We start from the raw sequence: 15,869 nt of genomic DNA on the forward strand, positions 1-15,869 counted from the left end.
CGGCCGAGGCTTGCCGACAGGCCTCGTTCCCGCGCAACAAATCCTGGACAAGACGCCAGGATCGTCCAGGCCAACTTTTCATCGCGCCAGGGCGAGGCTCCTGCCGAGCCAGGCGCTGGCCGAGGCTTGCCGACAGGCCTCGTTCCCGCGGAACAAATACCGGCCAAGAAGCCCGGGTCGTCCAGGCCAACTTTTCATCGCGCCAGGGCGAGGATCCAGCCGCGACCCGGGCAGGCTTTGGATCCTCCAGGTCGACTCACTCGATCCGGATCCAGCGACGGTCCTCGTGGACCTTCCCAAACATGTCGGTCTCGCGGATGTGGATCAGGTGGCTCCCCTTCGGCGGGCTGGGGGGCAGCTTCGCCGACCAGATGTGCGGCGACTTGATGACCTCCGGCAGCGTGATGAACGGCCGCTTCGGCGTCTTTGTGTCAACCACGGGCAGGGCCTTCACCGCGGCGAGGAGCGCGTCCTCGCGGGCCTTGGTCGCGACGTAGTCGGGGTCCTCGACCGCCGTCCGCGTCATGGTCGACCAGTCGCCGGACTCGCCCAGGCGGAACTCCACCTTTGACCGCTTCGAGCCGGCGAAGACGTTGGCCAGGACCTGCGTCGCGGCGGCCTTCTCCGCGGAAATGGAGTCCGGCGCGTAGATGTTCATCTGGTATTCCGGTGAGCGGCTGGCGGCGCGGTACTCGATCGAATAGTCGTGGCCGTCGAAGGTGAAGATCGAGTAGCCGTTGGGGGCGCCGTCGCGCATCGTCGTGTGGGGGATTCCCCGCTCGTCCTTCGCCCCCCGCCACCAGGAGCCGCAGGCGGTCACGTTGACGATGTGGTGGTGCGGCTTCGGCCCGTGGAAGCCGTCGCTGTCGTCGATGAAGACGTGCTCCTGGTAGTGGGTGTGGGCGGAGATCGAGATGCAGTGGGGCCGCTTCGCGATCAGGTCGTAGAGCTCCTTGCGGTCCTCCGCCTCCACCAGCGGGATGTGCATCGTCAGGACGACGAGCTGGTCCTCCGGGATCGAGGCCAGGTCGTTGCGGATGAACTGCATCTGGTCGGGGCCGAGCCCGCCGATGTAGCCGCGCTTGCCGTCCTTGAAGACGAGCCAGCGGATGTCGTCCAGGACCAGGAAGTGGGTCGGGCCGTGGTCGAAGCTGTAGTACTGGGGGCCGAAGACGCGCTGCCAGGTCTCTCCGGACTGGTAGTCATGATCGACGTCGTGGTTCGTGTCGTGGTTGCCCATGACGTTGTACCAGGGGATGCCCAGCAGCGAGATCGCGTCGTTGAGCGGCGGGAAGACCCGCAGGTCGTCGAAGACGACGTCGCCGAGGGTGATGCCGAGCGTCGCGCCGATGGCCTTGTTGTCCTGGATCAGCGGGGCCACCACGTCGCGGGCGATGTACTCCACCTCCTCGACGTCGCGGGGCTGGGTGTCGCCGAAAACCAGGGCCTTGAACGTGTCCGGCTCGGGCCGGCGGTGCAGCGGGAAGTCGACCGAGGCCGGCAACGGCCCTGTCGGTGCCACCCCCTGGAATCGCAGGCTCGTCGGCGAGCCGGCCGGCTTATGGATGTAGTAGAACTTCGGCAACTGATGCTCATCGACCGGGGTCATCCAGTTGCGGGGCTTGATCACGAAGACGATGTCGTCGTCGTCGATCGTCAGCTCGTAGCGGCCCTCATCGTCCGTCTTCGCGATCTCGCGGCCGTTGGAGACCTTCACGCCGGGGATGCCGGCCTCTCCCTCGTTCCGGACCCGATCGCCGTTGGCGTCCTCGAAGACGACACCCTTGACCGGTTTGAGCGTGCCGACGATGGGCGCGGGCTGTGCAGGCCCGGGGCTGACCTGCTCGGCGTGCGTCGGCCTCTGGGCGGGCAGGGGAGCCTTCTTCGGCTCCTGCGCCCGACCGGTGAGAGGGAAGGCGAGCACGACCATCGTGCCGGCCAGCAGTCGGAGGCTTCGTTCGCGTCCAATCATGATGCTTCTCGTGGTCCTCGTTGATCCCAGGTCGGAGGGTGACGCGGTTGTGAACATCGCGGCCGAACGTAACACGTTCCGGCGACGGCCTCGATCTGGCTAGAGCCAGGGTTCGGAGAATGTTCGGTGAAGGGGGATGCGCCTGTCGCCTTCGCGCACGCGATTCAGGCGTAACATCGGATCTCGAAAAGGCGGGCGAGGGCGTCTCCCTGGGTGGCCCGGATGAGCAGTCGGAGGCTCCCCACGTCGGTCGGATCGATCTCGTGACGGACCAGTCGCCGGTGGTTGTTCGAGCCCTTCGCGACGCATCGCCAGTCGCCGGACGGCCCGGTTCTGGCGAGGAGCTCGTAGTCCTTCACGGTCTCCGGCTGGGGGGCGCGGACGATCCCCTGGTTGATGGCGTCGGACGCGGTGAGGGTCAATTCCCGCTGGAAGCCGGAGTCGAAGGTGAGCTGGATCGTCCGGATCCGGCGGGGTTGGTCCCAGTCGAGCTGGATCCAGGCGCCTCCCGGGCCCAGGGGCGCACTCCAGTGGTGCAGGTCGCCGCCGGGGATGTCGCGGGTGATGCCGTCGAGGATGGCCGAGGCGGGGGTGCCGGGGCGTTCGGCCGAGGCGGTCGCGGTGGCCTTGCGGGCGAGGTCCTCGGGATCCTCGCCGGCGAGGTCCAGGATCGTCTGGTCGTCCCGGAGGAGCCGCTGCTGGAGCCGTCGCAGGCGGGCGGGCTCCTGGTAGAGCTTCCGCGGGTCGACGCGATCGAGGGCGGCCATGGCCGCGGCGGTCCCGGCGGCCTGGCCCATCACGGCGCAGGTGCCCATGACCCGAGTCGAGGTGAAGGCGACGTGCGAGCACGAGGCGTTGCGGCCGGCCATCATCAGGTTGGACAGGCCCTTCGCGATCAGGCAGCGGAGCGGGATGTTGTAGACCGGGACCCGGATCGACGTGTACGGCGGGACCTCGGAATGGTCGAAGTCCATCTTCGCATGGTCGTCCATCGGCCAGCCGCCGACCGCCACGCCATCGACGTAGTCGTGCGCCCCCATCAGGTCGGCCTGGGTGAGCATGGCGTCCCCCTCGATCCGGCGGCTCTCCCGCTTGCCGGGGATCATCCCGACCCATTCCAGGGCCCAGTTCGCGCTCGTCGGATGCGCCCCGGAGTTCTTGATGAAGTCCCAGACGCCCATGACGATCCGGAGCAGCTCGAAGCGGATCCGCTCGTTGTCGCGGATCGCGTCGATGGACCCGCCCCATTCGATCCACCAGTAGCCGTATTCCCACGAGCTGATCGATCGGTGCCGGAGCTGGTCCCTGGTGACCTTTCGGGCCCAGGATGGCGGAGCGAAGGGCATGGGCCGGCCGTGGTCGCGGGCCGTGAAGAGGATGCTCGAGCCGAGCTTCTCGCCGTCCGAGGAGGCGGGCGCCAGCGGCTCGCCGAACTCGTCCCGCGATTCGCGGCCCTGCCGGACCTTCGCACCGGCCTCGAGCGCGAGGCGGCTATCCCCGGTGCAATCCACGAAGACGGACGCGGCGACGTCGTAGAGGTGCTCGGTCCGATCGCAGCGGGCCCGGGCGCGGACGATCCGGCCGTCCTTGACCTCGGCGGCGACGACCGAGGTGTCGAGCACGAGCGTGATCCGCGGCTCGCTCATGACCTTGTCGTAGAGCAGGAGGTCCCAGAGCTCCCACGACCGCTGCGGATTGTTGACGGCGTCGTCGAGCCGGATCTCCTCGAGCAGCCCGCTTTCCCGCCAGCCAGGCCGGGCCTTGTGGCAGGACGCGCCCACGACGTGCATCTTGACCTCGCTCGACGAGTTGCCCCCAAGCCGCGATCGGTCCTGGATCAGCACGACGGTCGCGCCGTTGCGGGCCGCCGCGAGGGCCGCGCAGACACCCGCCATGCCGCCCCCGGCGACGAGAACGTCGCACGCGAGCGCGACGCGGACCATGTGCGGCTCCGCGGCTTCGAAGGCGAGATCGGGTCCGGAGGGCGCGACCCGGAGGAAGCGGTCCTGCGTCGCCTGCGTCGTCGGCTCGATCCCGTCGGCGCGGACGGCCAGCGTGTAGGCCCCTGTCCCTGCGCCCAGCCCGGCCAGGAAGTCGCGTCGTCTCATGGATGTCGCCTCGCTTTTCGCCCGTCGGCTCTCGATTCGATTCGCGCCCAACACCCCGGCTGTTCTACCATTCCGCCGAGGGAGAAACAGCGGGGAAAGGCCCTTCAGGATTCCTCGAGCGCATTGAGCGAGCGGCGGAGGCGGACCAGGGCGCGAGCCCAGAGGTTCTTGACGCTGTCCTCGGTGCGCCCCATCCGGCGGGCGACGTCGGGGAAGGAGAGGCCCTCGAGCTGCCGGAGGATGATGACCTCGCGATAATCGGCCGGCAGGCTCTCCATGGCGTCCGCGAGCAGCACCGCCTGCTCCCTCCGCGACGCCTGGGCGCTCGGCGAGCTCTGGGGCGAGGCCAGGTTGGGCCCCAGCCAGGCCGATGACTGATCCACGTGGTCCTGGAGCTCGCGCTCGAGCGTCACGTCGCGGCGGCGCGTGCCCACGTATTTCCTCACCTGGTTGGCCAGGATCGCGACCAGGATCTGCCGGAGCCAGGCCAGGAGCTGGGCCTCGTTGATCCCCCGGAACTGCCCGATGGCGCGGTGGGCGGCGAGGAACGCCTCCTGGACGACGTCGGCCACGTCCAGCTTCCCCTGGAGCTGACGACCGATCTGCACCCGAGCCAGCAGCGAGAGATAGTTCCGGTAACGCTCCAGCAGCTCTCCGAGCGCCGGGTTGTTTCCCATCCGGGCCGAGGCCAGCAGCCGCGCGAACGCGATCTCGTCGAGCTCGTTTGGGCTCATCCGGGCATGTCTCCCCCTCATTCGCACGACATCCGAGAAGGCCCGTGCGGTCCATTCTAACGGCGCGGCCCCCCATGTCCACGTCACCGCTTCGCCCCGGTTCGCGCCACCGGAGTCGCGGACTTCGCCACGGAGTGCGGCGTCGCGTCCATTTTCTCCGTTTTCGTGAAACCAGCGGCAATCTTGAGCGGATCTTACTTATTGGGAGGGATCCAAGGTGCGCGCATCGTGCGGAACCTCGACCGATCTTTGGCAACGCGGTAGACGGTGAAAAGGAGCAGACGCCGGCCCGCGAGGGAGCCGCGGGTCGGCCGGGAACGCGGGTAAATCGTCCGGCAGAGCCAATTCGTGATTCCATAAGTCTTTTGTATATTGAGCTTTATGGCTAGTGTCACGGGCTTTCCGCGACGAAAGAAGCCATTTTCCTGCCGTTGACCGGCGGGCTCGCGGATGACGTGGACGCGGGCCTTGCGGGCGGACGACTGGCGTTGTGAGTTTTGGGGGATTCGTCTAGAGTCCGGCGCGATGGAGGGTTGGGGCGCCTGCGCAGTGGATGGAACCACGCGACGAGAGGCGGCCGGCCGATCAGTCCGTTCAGGGATGACCCTTGTGAGGCCGCGACATTCCGGGAGATGGCTGTTGGTCGTGATGGGCCTCGCCTGCGGCTCGGGCTGCGGCCTGAGGCCGCATACCTTCCGGAAGATCAATCACCCCGCGCCGCTGATGAGGGCGCGGGCGGTGGGGCTCTCCGAGATGGAGCCGGACGCGACGGCCATCCCGGTGCTGGTCGGCCGGCTGAATGACACGGATCCGGTGGTCCGGCTGGCGGCCAACGAGGAGCTCAAGAAGCGGACAAGGCACGACTTCGGCTTCCGGCCCTGGGCCGATCCCGAGGAGCGATCGGCGGCGGCCAGCCGCTGGCGGGCCTGGATGACGGGGAAGCCGGACGCCGTCCAGGCCGCGGAGGTCAGCCGCACCACGGCCCCCCCCCGCAAGAGCATGCCCCGGCCCTCGCCCCAGGGGGGATCTCCGCCATGAGCATGAGCACGTCGACGACGACCGTGGGCCGGACCGCGGCCGCGGCCGCGGGCGCGACCCGGCACGGCCCGGGACCGGGATCGCGCATGCCGGTGCCCGTCGAGCTGATCGGCCGGATCGGCCAAGCTGTCGTGGCGGTCCCGGCGTACTTCGGCGGGCTGGCCATCCTCGTGATGGCGGCGGCCGCCTCGCTCGTTCGGGGGCGGAGAAGGGCCGCGGACGCCCCTCCGTTCTGGGCCACGATGAAGCGGGAGCTGGGAGCGATCCTGGCCCTGGGGGGACCGATCATCGGGCTCGTGCACGTGGGGATGGGCTCGTCCCTGTCCCTTCAGGCGTACTTCGGCAGCACGTTCGTGGACGGAACGGGGGCCGTCGTGGGCGTGGGCCTGCTCCGGAACATCGCCACCATGGCGACCGGGATGAGCATGGCCGGGCTCCTCGCCTGCCGGTACGTCCCCGGGTTGAGGGGCGAGGGGAGATGGTCGGCGGGCGAGGGGAGGGACCGGAGGGATGCCGAGCATCTCCGAGAGGTCGCCGGCGCCCTGGTCGCTCCCCGGCTGGCCGCGGCGGCGATCGCCACGGTCTTGCTCTCGTTCTGGGGCTTCTTGGTAGGGAGCTTCATCGGCTGGCAGGCGGCCCGCGAGATGATGGGGCTGTCCACCAACATGTACTTCCTGATGTTCTACCGGATGATCTGGTTCCGCGACGTGATCGGCCTGATCGTCAAGGGGCTGTGCTTCGGGCTGGCCGTGGCCTCGATCTGCTGCTTCGAGGGGCTTCGCGGCGGCGACGAGGGCGCCGGCCCGGGCGAGTCGCTGGCGGTCCCCATGGCGCGGGCGGTCTGCGTGTCCATGGTGGCGACCCTGATCCTGAACATGACCTGGTTCCTGATGGTCTATCACGCGGTGCCGGTCTACGGCCCATCGCTCTTGCAGCCTCCCACGCCATGACCGTTTCGAGGGGCGTTGAGGCGAGGCGAGTTGAAGGCGTGCGGCTCGGTCCGATTGGCTTTCTCGTGGCGAGGGGCCACGCATCCAGGGGGCTCCCGAAATGAGTGGTCGGACGACGATGCGGGACGTGACGGTGGGCCTGGTGGTCCTGGCGGCCATCGCGGGCCTGCTGGCGCTGATGGGGATGGCTAGCGACGGCCCGGGGTTCCTCGCCCGCCAGAAGACCGTGGACGTGATCTTCCGGGACGGCCAGGGGATTCGGGTCGGCAGCCCCGTCCGCGTCGCCGGGCTGGATGCCGGCAACGTCGTGGACCTGGACCTCGTGAAGGTGAAGAACGTCCTCTGCGCCCGGGTGCGGATCTCGATGCCGGCGAGCCTCCTGGAGAAGCTGCCCGCGGACTCGAAGATCTCGATCAGTCCCGGCCTGACGGGCATGAGCCACGTCAGCATCGTCGCCGCCGGGCAGTCCACGGCGACGCTCACGGCCGGGCAGCAGGTCTGGGGCGTGGAGAGCTCGTTCTTCGACCCGATCATCGAGCAGGTCGGGCTCGGGCCGGCGGAGCGGAGTCACCTGGCGCACACGATCGCGGAGGTCCGCGAGACGGTGGACTCGGTCGGCCCGAAGGTCCGCGAGGTGCTGGCGAGCCTGACGGAGACGACCGGGAACCTGAAGGAGTTGAGCGTCTCGATCCGCCCCGCCGTGGAGAAGACGGTCGGGCACGTGGAGGACCTGTCGCGGCGGATCTCCGCCAATGGAGAGAAGATCGAGTCCACGATCGTCCGCCTGGAGTCGATCACCCGCCAGGCGGACGGGATCATCGGCGAAAACCGCCAGAACATCCAGGCGACGATGGGCTCGGTCCGGAACATCACGGCGTCCGCGGACGACATCCTGGCCAAGGATCGCGTGAAGGTGGAGAAGCTGCTCGACGGCCTGGACATCCTCCGGGCGCGGGCCGATCGGGTGCTCTACCGGGCGGACATCATCGCGGAGCAGGGCGTTCAGATCGTGACCCACAACCGGGCGGACATCGAGCGATCGATCACGAACGTCCGGGACGCCACGGATTGGGGGAACAAGCTCGTCCAGAAGATCTTCTCCAACCCGTTCGTCCTGAGCCCCTTCTACAAGCCCAACAACGAGGACCTGCGGGTCCAGGCGGTCTACGACGCCGCCCAGGTCTGGAGCAAGGGGGCGCAGGAGCTGAACGATGCGGTGAAGACGATCGAGTCGGTGCAGGCCCAGGCGAAGACCCCGGAGCAGCAGCAGGAAGTCGCCGCGCTCCAGCAGAAGGCGCTCGCCCTGGCGGAACGGTTGAACCAGACCTCGTCGGCGCTGGCGGAGGGGCTGAAGCGGCCCGTGAGCAGCTCACGCCGGCTGCGCTAGGCCGCGGCGGAATCCGTCGCGGAGGGAAGAAGCCGGATTTTCCTTCAATTCCCACCCGGACCCCGGCCGATAAAGAAAGGCAGCACGCCCGAGGAGGGCGTCGATGGTGTGGACGGAGACCGGAGTCAGGAGATCCGACTGTCGTCAGCCGGCTCACTCGCTCAAGCAGGCTCCGAATTACTACTCTCGAGCAACACCCGGAACCGCAAGGGTGGAGCCGTCGGTCCAAGCACCACTTTGGAGGTCCCATGGAAATCTTCGGTGCAGGGGGGACTCAGGGCCCTCAGCCAATCTACCCGCGACTGGCCGCTTTCAGCGTGGACGCCGGCCAGACGGTGCACGCCGGTGCCCCGCGCGACCACGTCGAGATCTCGCCGCTGGGACAGATGCTGGACGGCATCAGCCGCCTGCCGGAGATCCGCCACGAGAAGGTGGAGGAGATCCGACGCCAGATCGCGTCCGGAGCGTATGAGACCCCGGAGAAGCTCGAGCTGGCGCTCGATCGCATGCTCGACGAGATGATGGGCCGCTGAGCGCAGGGCTCCACGCTCCACGCCCTTACCGGAGGGCGTGAACCCGAAACAAATGGCAGGCCGTCGCCCGATTGACCCGCAAGGTCCCGGGCGACGGCCCGCGTCCATTTGCGGACCACGGCGGGTGCCCGGCTTCTCCGCCGGGAAAACCAGGGGCGGGCCTTCCAGCCGCTTGGAAATGACGTGGGTTTGGTCAACAATGCTCCGAGTTCTATCCGGAACCTCGGCGGGCGATGACCATGCCCGAGCCGGGAATGCCGAAGCGACCACACCGAGGAGCCGACGGCCGTGGACTCATCGCATCCGACCCCGACCCCTCCCCCCCTCAGGCCGGCCTCGCCCCCGGATCGCGCCGGCTACTCGCCCCACCCGGGAGCGCCGCCGCTCTCGCCGGAGGAGGAGACCCTGGTCCTGGCGTTGATCCGTCGGGGCCTGGTGACGGGCGACCAGATCCGATCCGCCCAGCAGTACGGCATGGACCGCGGGCGGGACCTCCGCCAGGCGATCCTCGAGATGAACCTGATCTCCCCGGACCTGCTCAACCAGCTCGCGTTCGAGCGGCTGGCGGCCATCGCCGGCGATCCGACGGCCGCGAAGCTCGCCCCCGGCCCGCCGAGCTCGGCGGAACTGCCGGCCAAGGCGACCTCGCCGTCGCTCTCGCCGGACCGGACGCAACACCACCGGGACATCCGAAAAGAGCTGCAGGAGCTTCTCCTGACCGCGCCGCTGCCGGAGGTGGTGGGCCAGATCCTGGAGCGGGCCTTCGACTGCCGGGCGACCGACATCCACTTCGATTCCCAGGAGACGGGCCTGCGGGTCCGATACCGGATCGACGGCCAGCTCCAGGACATCCTGTTCGTGGAGCCGGCGAGCGCCACCGCGATGATCAGCCGCATGAAGGTCATGGCGAACCTGAACATCGTCGAGCGCCGGCATCCCCAGGACGGCCGGATCTCGATCATGCACCAGAATCGCCCCCGCGACCTGCGGCTGGCGACCTTCCCGACGATCTACGGCGAGAAGATCGTCATCCGGATCCACGAGGTCCTGACCTCCCTGGTCGGCTTCACCCACCTGGGGATGAGCCAGCACCAGGCGGACCTGCTGGACCACCTGGTCGCCCAGCCCTACGGCGCGATCCTGGTCGCCGGGCCGGTGGGCGCGGGCAAGACCTCCACGCTCTACAACAGCCTGGAGCGGATCAATTCCCCGCTCCGGAACGTGATGACGATCGAGGACCCGATCGAGCACCGGATCCCGGGCGTGAACCAGACCCAGGTGAACACGCAGGGGGAGATGGGCTTCGGCGAGGGCCTCCGCGCGATGCTCCGGCAGGATCCCGACGTGATCATGATCGGCGAGATCCGCGACGAGGAGACCGCCCGGATCGGGATCCGGGCCGCCCTGACGGGCGTCCTGGTGTTCAGCACGCTGCACGGCTCGGACGCGCCCAGCACGATCAGCAACCTGTACAACTTCGGCATCCCGGGCTACCAGCTTTCGAGCAGTTTGCTGGCGATCGTCTCCCAGCGCCTGATCAGGCGGATTTGTCCCTATTGCCGGATCGCGTCGCCGGCCGATGAGAAAGTACTGGTCGGGCTCGAGCTCGACCCGGACGAGCACAGGGGGCTGACCCTCCACCGCGGCCTCGGCTGCCCGGCCTGCTTCCAGACCGGCTACATGGGACGGACGGGCATCTTCGAGATCATGGTGGTGGGCGAGGAGTTGCGCGATCTGATCTTCCAGCAGATCCCCAAGGACGTGCTCCGGCGCGTCGCCGTGGATCTGGGAATGCGAACGCTCAAGCAGAGCGCGGTCGATAAAGTACTGGATGGGACGACGACGGTCGAAGAGGTCTACCGGGTCGTTTCGTTCTGAGCGGATGCCGGAGGCAGGACGCCTCCGCATTCCACCACGCGGGCCTGGCCCTGGCGCGGCCCCGCGGTCGGAGTCGAGTCGAGGGGAACCGGCAAGGAGGTCGGTGATGCACGGCACGAGTCTAGGAAAGAGGGCCGCCATGGCGGCCCTGGCGATGGCGATGGCCGCTGGCCCGGCCCTTGCCGACGACAACAACGGCTTCTTCGGTCGGCTCTTCCGGCTGGGAGGCAACGGCAACTCGTCGGGGACATCCGGTTCGTCCGCGTTCCCCGCGGCGCCCAGCACGCCCCGGGCCGAGCCGGCCCCGCGCGGCACGCCGTCTCAGTTCGGAGACATCGGATCGAATTCCACGCCGGGCAACCTGTTCATCCCGCCCGCGGGCTCCCCGTCCCGGCCGCCGGCCGTGACCCCGGCCGCCGGCCCCATCACAGGCGAGGGGCCCAGCACCCCGGACGTCAGCCCGCCCCAGGGAGGGCAGCCTCGCCTGAGCCCGCGGGCACGGGTGAGCCCGGCCGTCACCTCCGCGGACCCGCTGCTGACCCGGATGGCGCTCGGCAAATCCAACGACGGGAACACCTTCGGGATGTTCTTGCAGGTCTTCTCGGACGGCACCGTGATCGACTCCGAGGGGGTCCATCACGTCTCCAATGCCGACCTGAAGGGCGTCGTCGACGCGATCCAGAGCGGCGAGCTGATGCGCGTCCGCGGCCATTGCGGCACGCCTTCGAACGACTTCATCGACTATGTTCACATCGTGATCTACGAGCGGCGCATGGGTCGACTCCAGGCCCATTCGTTCTCGTATGCCGGCAACCCTCAGGGCTGCGATAACGGCATCAAGCTGCTCCACACGGCGATGGAGAACCTCCAGACCAAGCTCAGTCGGCCGGCGACGATCGCCGCCAACGCGGGCGAGGGCCACCCGGCACCGGCTGCGGCCCCGGCGGCCACGGCCTCGACGGCTCCATTCAGCGCCCCGCCGCTCCCCGACCCGTCGACCCCGATCCGGCCGTCGACCGGAGCGGCGGTGATTCCACTGACGCCGGCCGGCCCGAATTGACGCGGGCGATGACCCGGAACGACCCCGCCACCGCGGCCGCACGCCCCTCGTTCGTTTGACCGGCCTCGCGCCGGCCGACGCCGCGGGGCGTCTGCGTTGGCTCGCGGGGCCACGGGACGCCGCTCCGCGAAACCGAGCCGGGGACTCCCCAGGGCTTGGCCCACTCTTGAGGTCAGGCCACGCCAATTCTCGACGCGGTGAGGACGTTGTCCGTCTCAGGTGTCCATGCCTATTTTGCGTAGGCTTCGCAGGTTGCCGGATCCGTATCTTCATGGACCCGTTAGAGTCCTCTGACGTGGCGAAATGTTGGGTCTGCGGAGGATGCCGGTCGCAGGAAATTGTCAATGGAATCCCGAAATTCCTCACAGGCCGGGCGACTTGCGAACGATAAGAAGTCCCAGAGATCGATCGTCGTGAATCGTGATAGTCGCCGGAACGATCGGTCAGTGAATCCGTCTAAGAAACGGTCCCGGCGCCAGTAGGCCGGCGAGGCCGGAGAGCCTCGCGGCGCGTTCGCGCATGATTCCAAGGAGGGGAAAGACAATGTTCCAATCCGCGCGGCACCGGAGCCCGATGACCCCGCGCTGGGTTCGCGGCCTGATGACGGGTGCCATGCTGGCCGTCGTCTCGACCACGCACTTCGGGTGCGGGCTGAGTTACGTCTTCCGAGATATCTCCCCGTTGCATCCGACCGGCTGGTCGTTCGCCTGGCCGATCTTCGCCTCGCAGTCGCAACGGCTGGAAGAGGACATCAAGCGCGAGGAGCGCGACCGGGTGCCCATCCTGGACCCGATCCCCGCCGACGGCCTGGGCGCGGCGTGCCTCGATCCGCCGAGCGAGGAAGAGGTCTGGAACAAGGTTCCGAAGTTCAAGAGCGGCTCCCCGGTCTTCTACGAGACGCAGCGTAACAACGTCCGGATCCTGATCGAGAAGATCGGCGAGAAGGTCGACGGCTGCAAGATCTACCCGCTGGCCGGGCCCTGCCAGCTCGTCCACTGCCATTACAAGGGGACGATCTATTACGACGAGCTGTACTGGTCGGACTACCCGATCCCGTTCAATCACGTCGACCACAAGGTGGAGGTCGTATACATCGACAAGGACCACCTCCGCCGTTGCGGCGGGCCCGACAACGTGGACCGGCCCCCGGCCCCGATCGGCGTGAATCCGGCCGCCGCCGCGGCGAACTACGTCGGACCGTCGATGAGGCCCTGATTTGCTCGCGGAGTCGTCACCGAAGCGAATGGACGGCAAGGATCGATCATGACCCGCCAGCCGGCCTCCCGGAGTCAACCCGGGAGGCCGGCTGCTTTCGTTGAACGGGACGAGGGCCTTCTCGGACGGGCGTGCGGGGCCTCCGGGGCGGGAACCGGCCGCGATCCCGCCGCCTTGCCCTCGGGGAAAACCAGTTCGTACAATCGACATCATGAAGATCACCCTGGAGCTTCGAAATCGTCTCGTCGCCGCCGCCGTGGTCGGCTTGCTCGCCGCCTCGCCGCGGGGGCTCGCGAGCCCGGATGCCCCCGGAGACGTCCTCGAACGCAACGCCCAGCCGGGGCTCGAGGGTCGATTGGGGGGGGACGTCGGCACCGGTTTGACGTTCCAGCCGGCCGGCGAGAAGACGTCCATCTCGCTGACCGCGGGGGCGACTGTCCGCTTCCCGCGCAGCGTCTCCGCGCCGTCGCAGATCCCGCCGCTGTTCCGGGTGATCCTGGGCGAGTCCGGGCGACTCTCCGGGATGATCCGACAGGTCGGCGGATCAGCGATCGGGCTTGTCGTCCCGTGGCAGGCGGAGGAGGTCCGGGTCGCTCGGCCCGGGGTGCAGGCGGTCCTGCAGCGGCCCGGCGAGGCCAGGGTGCTCTCGGAGAGCTTCGAACAGATCGATCCCAAGCAATGGGAGGTCCAGGGCAAGCCCGAGCTCCGCACCGAGGCCGAGGGACGCGGCCTCTGGCTGCCCCCGGCCGGGGCCTCGCTCCGGCACAAACTCCGGGAGCCGCTCATCGCGGGGCGACTGGACGTCGCCTTCCGCGACGATACGGTCGTCGCCCCCGGCCGCCGGCAGGCGGTGGAGCTGACGTTCCGGGGGCCCGACGGCCCGGCGACGATCGGCGTGGTCCTGGGCTGGAGTGAGGACAGCCTGGCGGTCGAATCGTCCGACGGCCCCACACTCGCCGTGCAGCGACTGGCGCGGACGAAGAAGTGGAGACGCCTCTCGGTCCGGTTCGGGCCGGACCAGACCGAGCTCTCGGTGGATGACCGCGAGCTGGCGCACGGGAAAGGCCCCGCCGGTCCCCTCGAGGCCATCGCCTTGCAGACCTCGCGGGAAGCCGGCGATCGCGGCGGGGCCGAGCCGTCGGGGCTGATCTCCGGAGTCCGGCTCGTTCGCTTCGCCGAGCCTCCGGCGAGCCTCGAGATCGATCCCTCGCAGGATGAGGTCCGGCTGATCGTCGGCGATCAGCTCTACGGCGTGATCCGGGGAGCGGATGCCGATCGCGTGGAGATCTCGGTCGACGAGACGGCGGTCGGCGTAGACTGGGCTGAGATCAGCGGCCTCTTCTTCCGCCGACAGCCCGTGGCGTCGCGGCCGGTCGAGGGCCTCCTGGCACGCGTGGAGTGGGTGCCGCTGACGGGCGAGCCCGAGCCCGCGCGAGACGTCGATTACGCCGAGGGGGCGATCGTCGCGCTCGACGAGCGGAGCGTCACGCTGGAGACCCCGTACGCGGGCCGGCTCGTCATCCCGCGTGGCCGTCTGACCCGGCTCCGTCTCTTCGACCGGGCCTGGCGGATGGTCGTGGACCCCGCGGCCCACCACCTGGGAGACAACATCTCGACCTCCCCGCCGCTCCTCGATCCACCGCTCCCCGAGGGGGGGCTGCTCGTTCGCGAGTTCGAGCTCGCGGCGGGCCTGCCGCTCAATCGGCCGGCGTTCGTGGTCATGGACGTGGTCCAGGTTGTCGGCGAGACGGTCGGAGGCGATTTCTCGGCGAACGTCGCAAAGGGCGAGCTGCGGACCTTCGTGGAGCTGAACGGCAAGCGGGTGGACTACATCAATCACCACGTCGTGACCACGAACGAGCTGCCGGAACGAATTCGGATCCCCCTGCCGCCCGGCCTCTTGAGGGCGGGAAAGAACGAGCTCCGACTCGTCCAGACGGGGACCGCCAGCGACCCCGGCTCGTTCGACGACATGGGACTCCTGCAGCTCGCGATCGAGCTGGATAGCCCCACGACCAGGACGCCGGCGACACCGGCGGCCGGCCTTCCACCCAAGAAACCATGATGACCGGCCCCCTCAAGATCCTGACGCGAAGCATGGTGCGGCACTCCCACGCGGTCGCCCGCGAGGTGGGGGCGCGTGTCATCATGGTCCACGCGGACGTGATCGTGGAGGGGGGCGAGCTCCAGGCGCTGGTGGAGGACGTGAATTTCCGGGTGATCCTGGTGTCGCGGAAGGCGGGATTCCACGCGCCGGACGGCCTGGAAGAGATGTGTTCCGTGGTCCGCATTCCGGACATCGCCATGACGCGTGCGGGGCAGGTCAAGGTCGCCACCCTGGTGGCGGCGGCGGAGAGCCTGATCCACGCCGGCGACCGGATCCTCTGCCTGACCGGCATCGACGGCTCGAACGTGATCGACACGCTGATGGTCCTGGACATGGGGACGGAGATCGAGCTGTTCACCGCGATGGCCGCCGACCCGCTCCCCCCGGACGTGACCCCGGCGGTCTTCGAGCGCGTCCTCACCCTGGCGAGCGAGCTCGGGGTGGAGGGTCGAGAGGGGCGGGCCGTGGGGACGCTCTTCGTCATCGGCGACCACGAGCGGACGCTCTCGCAGAGTCACCAGCTCGTCTTCAATCCGTTCCACGGCTACCCGGAAGAGGAACGGAACATCCTCGACCCCAGGCTCGAGGAGACGATCAAGGAGTTCTCGGCCATCGACGGCGGCTTCGTGGTCCGGGGCGACGGCGTGGTCCTCTGCGCCGGGCGCTATCTGGCCCCTCGCGGCAAGCTCGACGAGCCGCTGCCTCAAGGGCTCGGGACCCGACACGAGGCCGCGGCGTCGATCACGGTCACGACCTCCGCCCTGGCGGTCTGCGTCTCGCAGTCGACCGGCAACGTCTCGATCTTCAAGCGGGGCCGCCTCATCCTGGACATCCAGAAGCCGCGTGGCCAGGGGGCCGACGGCCTCTGAGCGACAGGCCTTGCCGGC

At 68.6% G+C, this 15,869-nt stretch carries 12 protein-coding genes; 9 read left to right on the forward strand and 3 right to left on the reverse strand.

The window, feature by feature from the left end; all coding sequences use genetic code 11:
• Positions 1-256 precede the first annotated feature (256 nt).
• The 3 genes from G6O54_RS26870 to G6O54_RS26880 form a co-directional block, all read right to left on the reverse strand.
• Positions 257-1,972, reverse strand: a complete 1,716-nt coding sequence (locus G6O54_RS26870) for a calcineurin-like phosphoesterase C-terminal domain-containing protein (RefSeq protein ID WP_165230284.1) — start codon at positions 1,970-1,972, stop codon at positions 257-259.
• 164 nt (positions 1,973-2,136) lie between these two features.
• The gene (locus tag G6O54_RS26875) at positions 2,137-4,080 is read right to left on the reverse strand and encodes an FAD-dependent oxidoreductase (RefSeq protein ID WP_165230287.1); all 1,944 of its coding nucleotides are present in this window, start codon (positions 4,078-4,080) and stop codon (positions 2,137-2,139) included.
• Positions 4,081-4,184: 104 nt separating this feature from the next.
• The gene (locus G6O54_RS26880) at positions 4,185-4,814 is read right to left on the reverse strand and encodes a sigma-70 family RNA polymerase sigma factor (protein ID WP_165230290.1); all 630 of its coding nucleotides are present in this window, start codon (positions 4,812-4,814) and stop codon (positions 4,185-4,187) included.
• Positions 4,815-5,453: 639 nt separating this feature from the next.
• Between G6O54_RS26880 and G6O54_RS26885 the strand changes: the two genes are divergently transcribed.
• From G6O54_RS26885 to G6O54_RS26925, 9 genes are all read left to right on the forward strand, one after another.
• Positions 5,454-5,852, forward strand: coding sequence for a HEAT repeat domain-containing protein (locus G6O54_RS26885; protein WP_165230293.1), 399 nt, complete (start codon positions 5,454-5,456; stop codon positions 5,850-5,852).
• The gene (locus G6O54_RS26890) at positions 5,849-6,802 is read left to right on the forward strand and encodes an ABC transporter permease (protein ID WP_165230297.1); all 954 of its coding nucleotides are present in this window, start codon (positions 5,849-5,851) and stop codon (positions 6,800-6,802) included. Before G6O54_RS26885 ends, G6O54_RS26890 begins: the two co-directional genes overlap by 4 nt.
• Before the next feature lie 100 nt (positions 6,803-6,902).
• Positions 6,903-8,189, forward strand: coding sequence for an MlaD family protein (locus tag G6O54_RS26895; protein ID WP_165230299.1), 1,287 nt, complete (start codon positions 6,903-6,905; stop codon positions 8,187-8,189).
• A 248-nt stretch (positions 8,190-8,437) separates the two neighbouring features.
• Positions 8,438-8,722, forward strand: a complete 285-nt coding sequence (locus G6O54_RS26900; protein WP_165230302.1) for a flagellar biosynthesis anti-sigma factor FlgM — start codon at positions 8,438-8,440, stop codon at positions 8,720-8,722.
• A 288-nt stretch (positions 8,723-9,010) separates the two neighbouring features.
• A complete protein-coding gene (locus tag G6O54_RS26905) occupies positions 9,011-10,600 on the forward strand; it encodes a GspE/PulE family protein (protein ID WP_165230305.1) in 1,590 nt (529 codons plus the stop codon).
• A gap of 106 nt (positions 10,601-10,706) precedes the next feature.
• A complete protein-coding gene (locus G6O54_RS26910) occupies positions 10,707-11,660 on the forward strand; it encodes a hypothetical protein (RefSeq protein ID WP_165230308.1) in 954 nt (317 codons plus the stop codon).
• A gap of 543 nt (positions 11,661-12,203) precedes the next feature.
• Positions 12,204-12,875, forward strand: a complete 672-nt coding sequence (locus G6O54_RS26915) for a hypothetical protein (protein ID WP_250847108.1) — start codon at positions 12,204-12,206, stop codon at positions 12,873-12,875.
• A gap of 211 nt (positions 12,876-13,086) precedes the next feature.
• Positions 13,087-14,940 (forward strand): hypothetical protein, encoded by a 1,854-nt coding sequence (locus G6O54_RS26920; protein ID WP_165230311.1) that lies wholly within the window; start codon positions 13,087-13,089, stop codon positions 14,938-14,940.
• Positions 14,937-15,851: a DNA integrity scanning protein DisA nucleotide-binding domain protein gene (locus G6O54_RS26925; RefSeq protein WP_250847109.1), complete on the forward strand. Its 915-nt coding sequence runs from the start codon at positions 14,937-14,939 to the stop codon at positions 15,849-15,851. Before G6O54_RS26920 ends, G6O54_RS26925 begins: the two co-directional genes overlap by 4 nt.
• Positions 15,852-15,869: the final 18 nt, after the last annotated feature.

The sequence above is a fragment of the Aquisphaera insulae genome, assembly GCF_011064615.1.
Taxonomy (GTDB): domain Bacteria; phylum Planctomycetota; class Planctomycetia; order Isosphaerales; family Isosphaeraceae; genus Aquisphaera; species Aquisphaera insulae.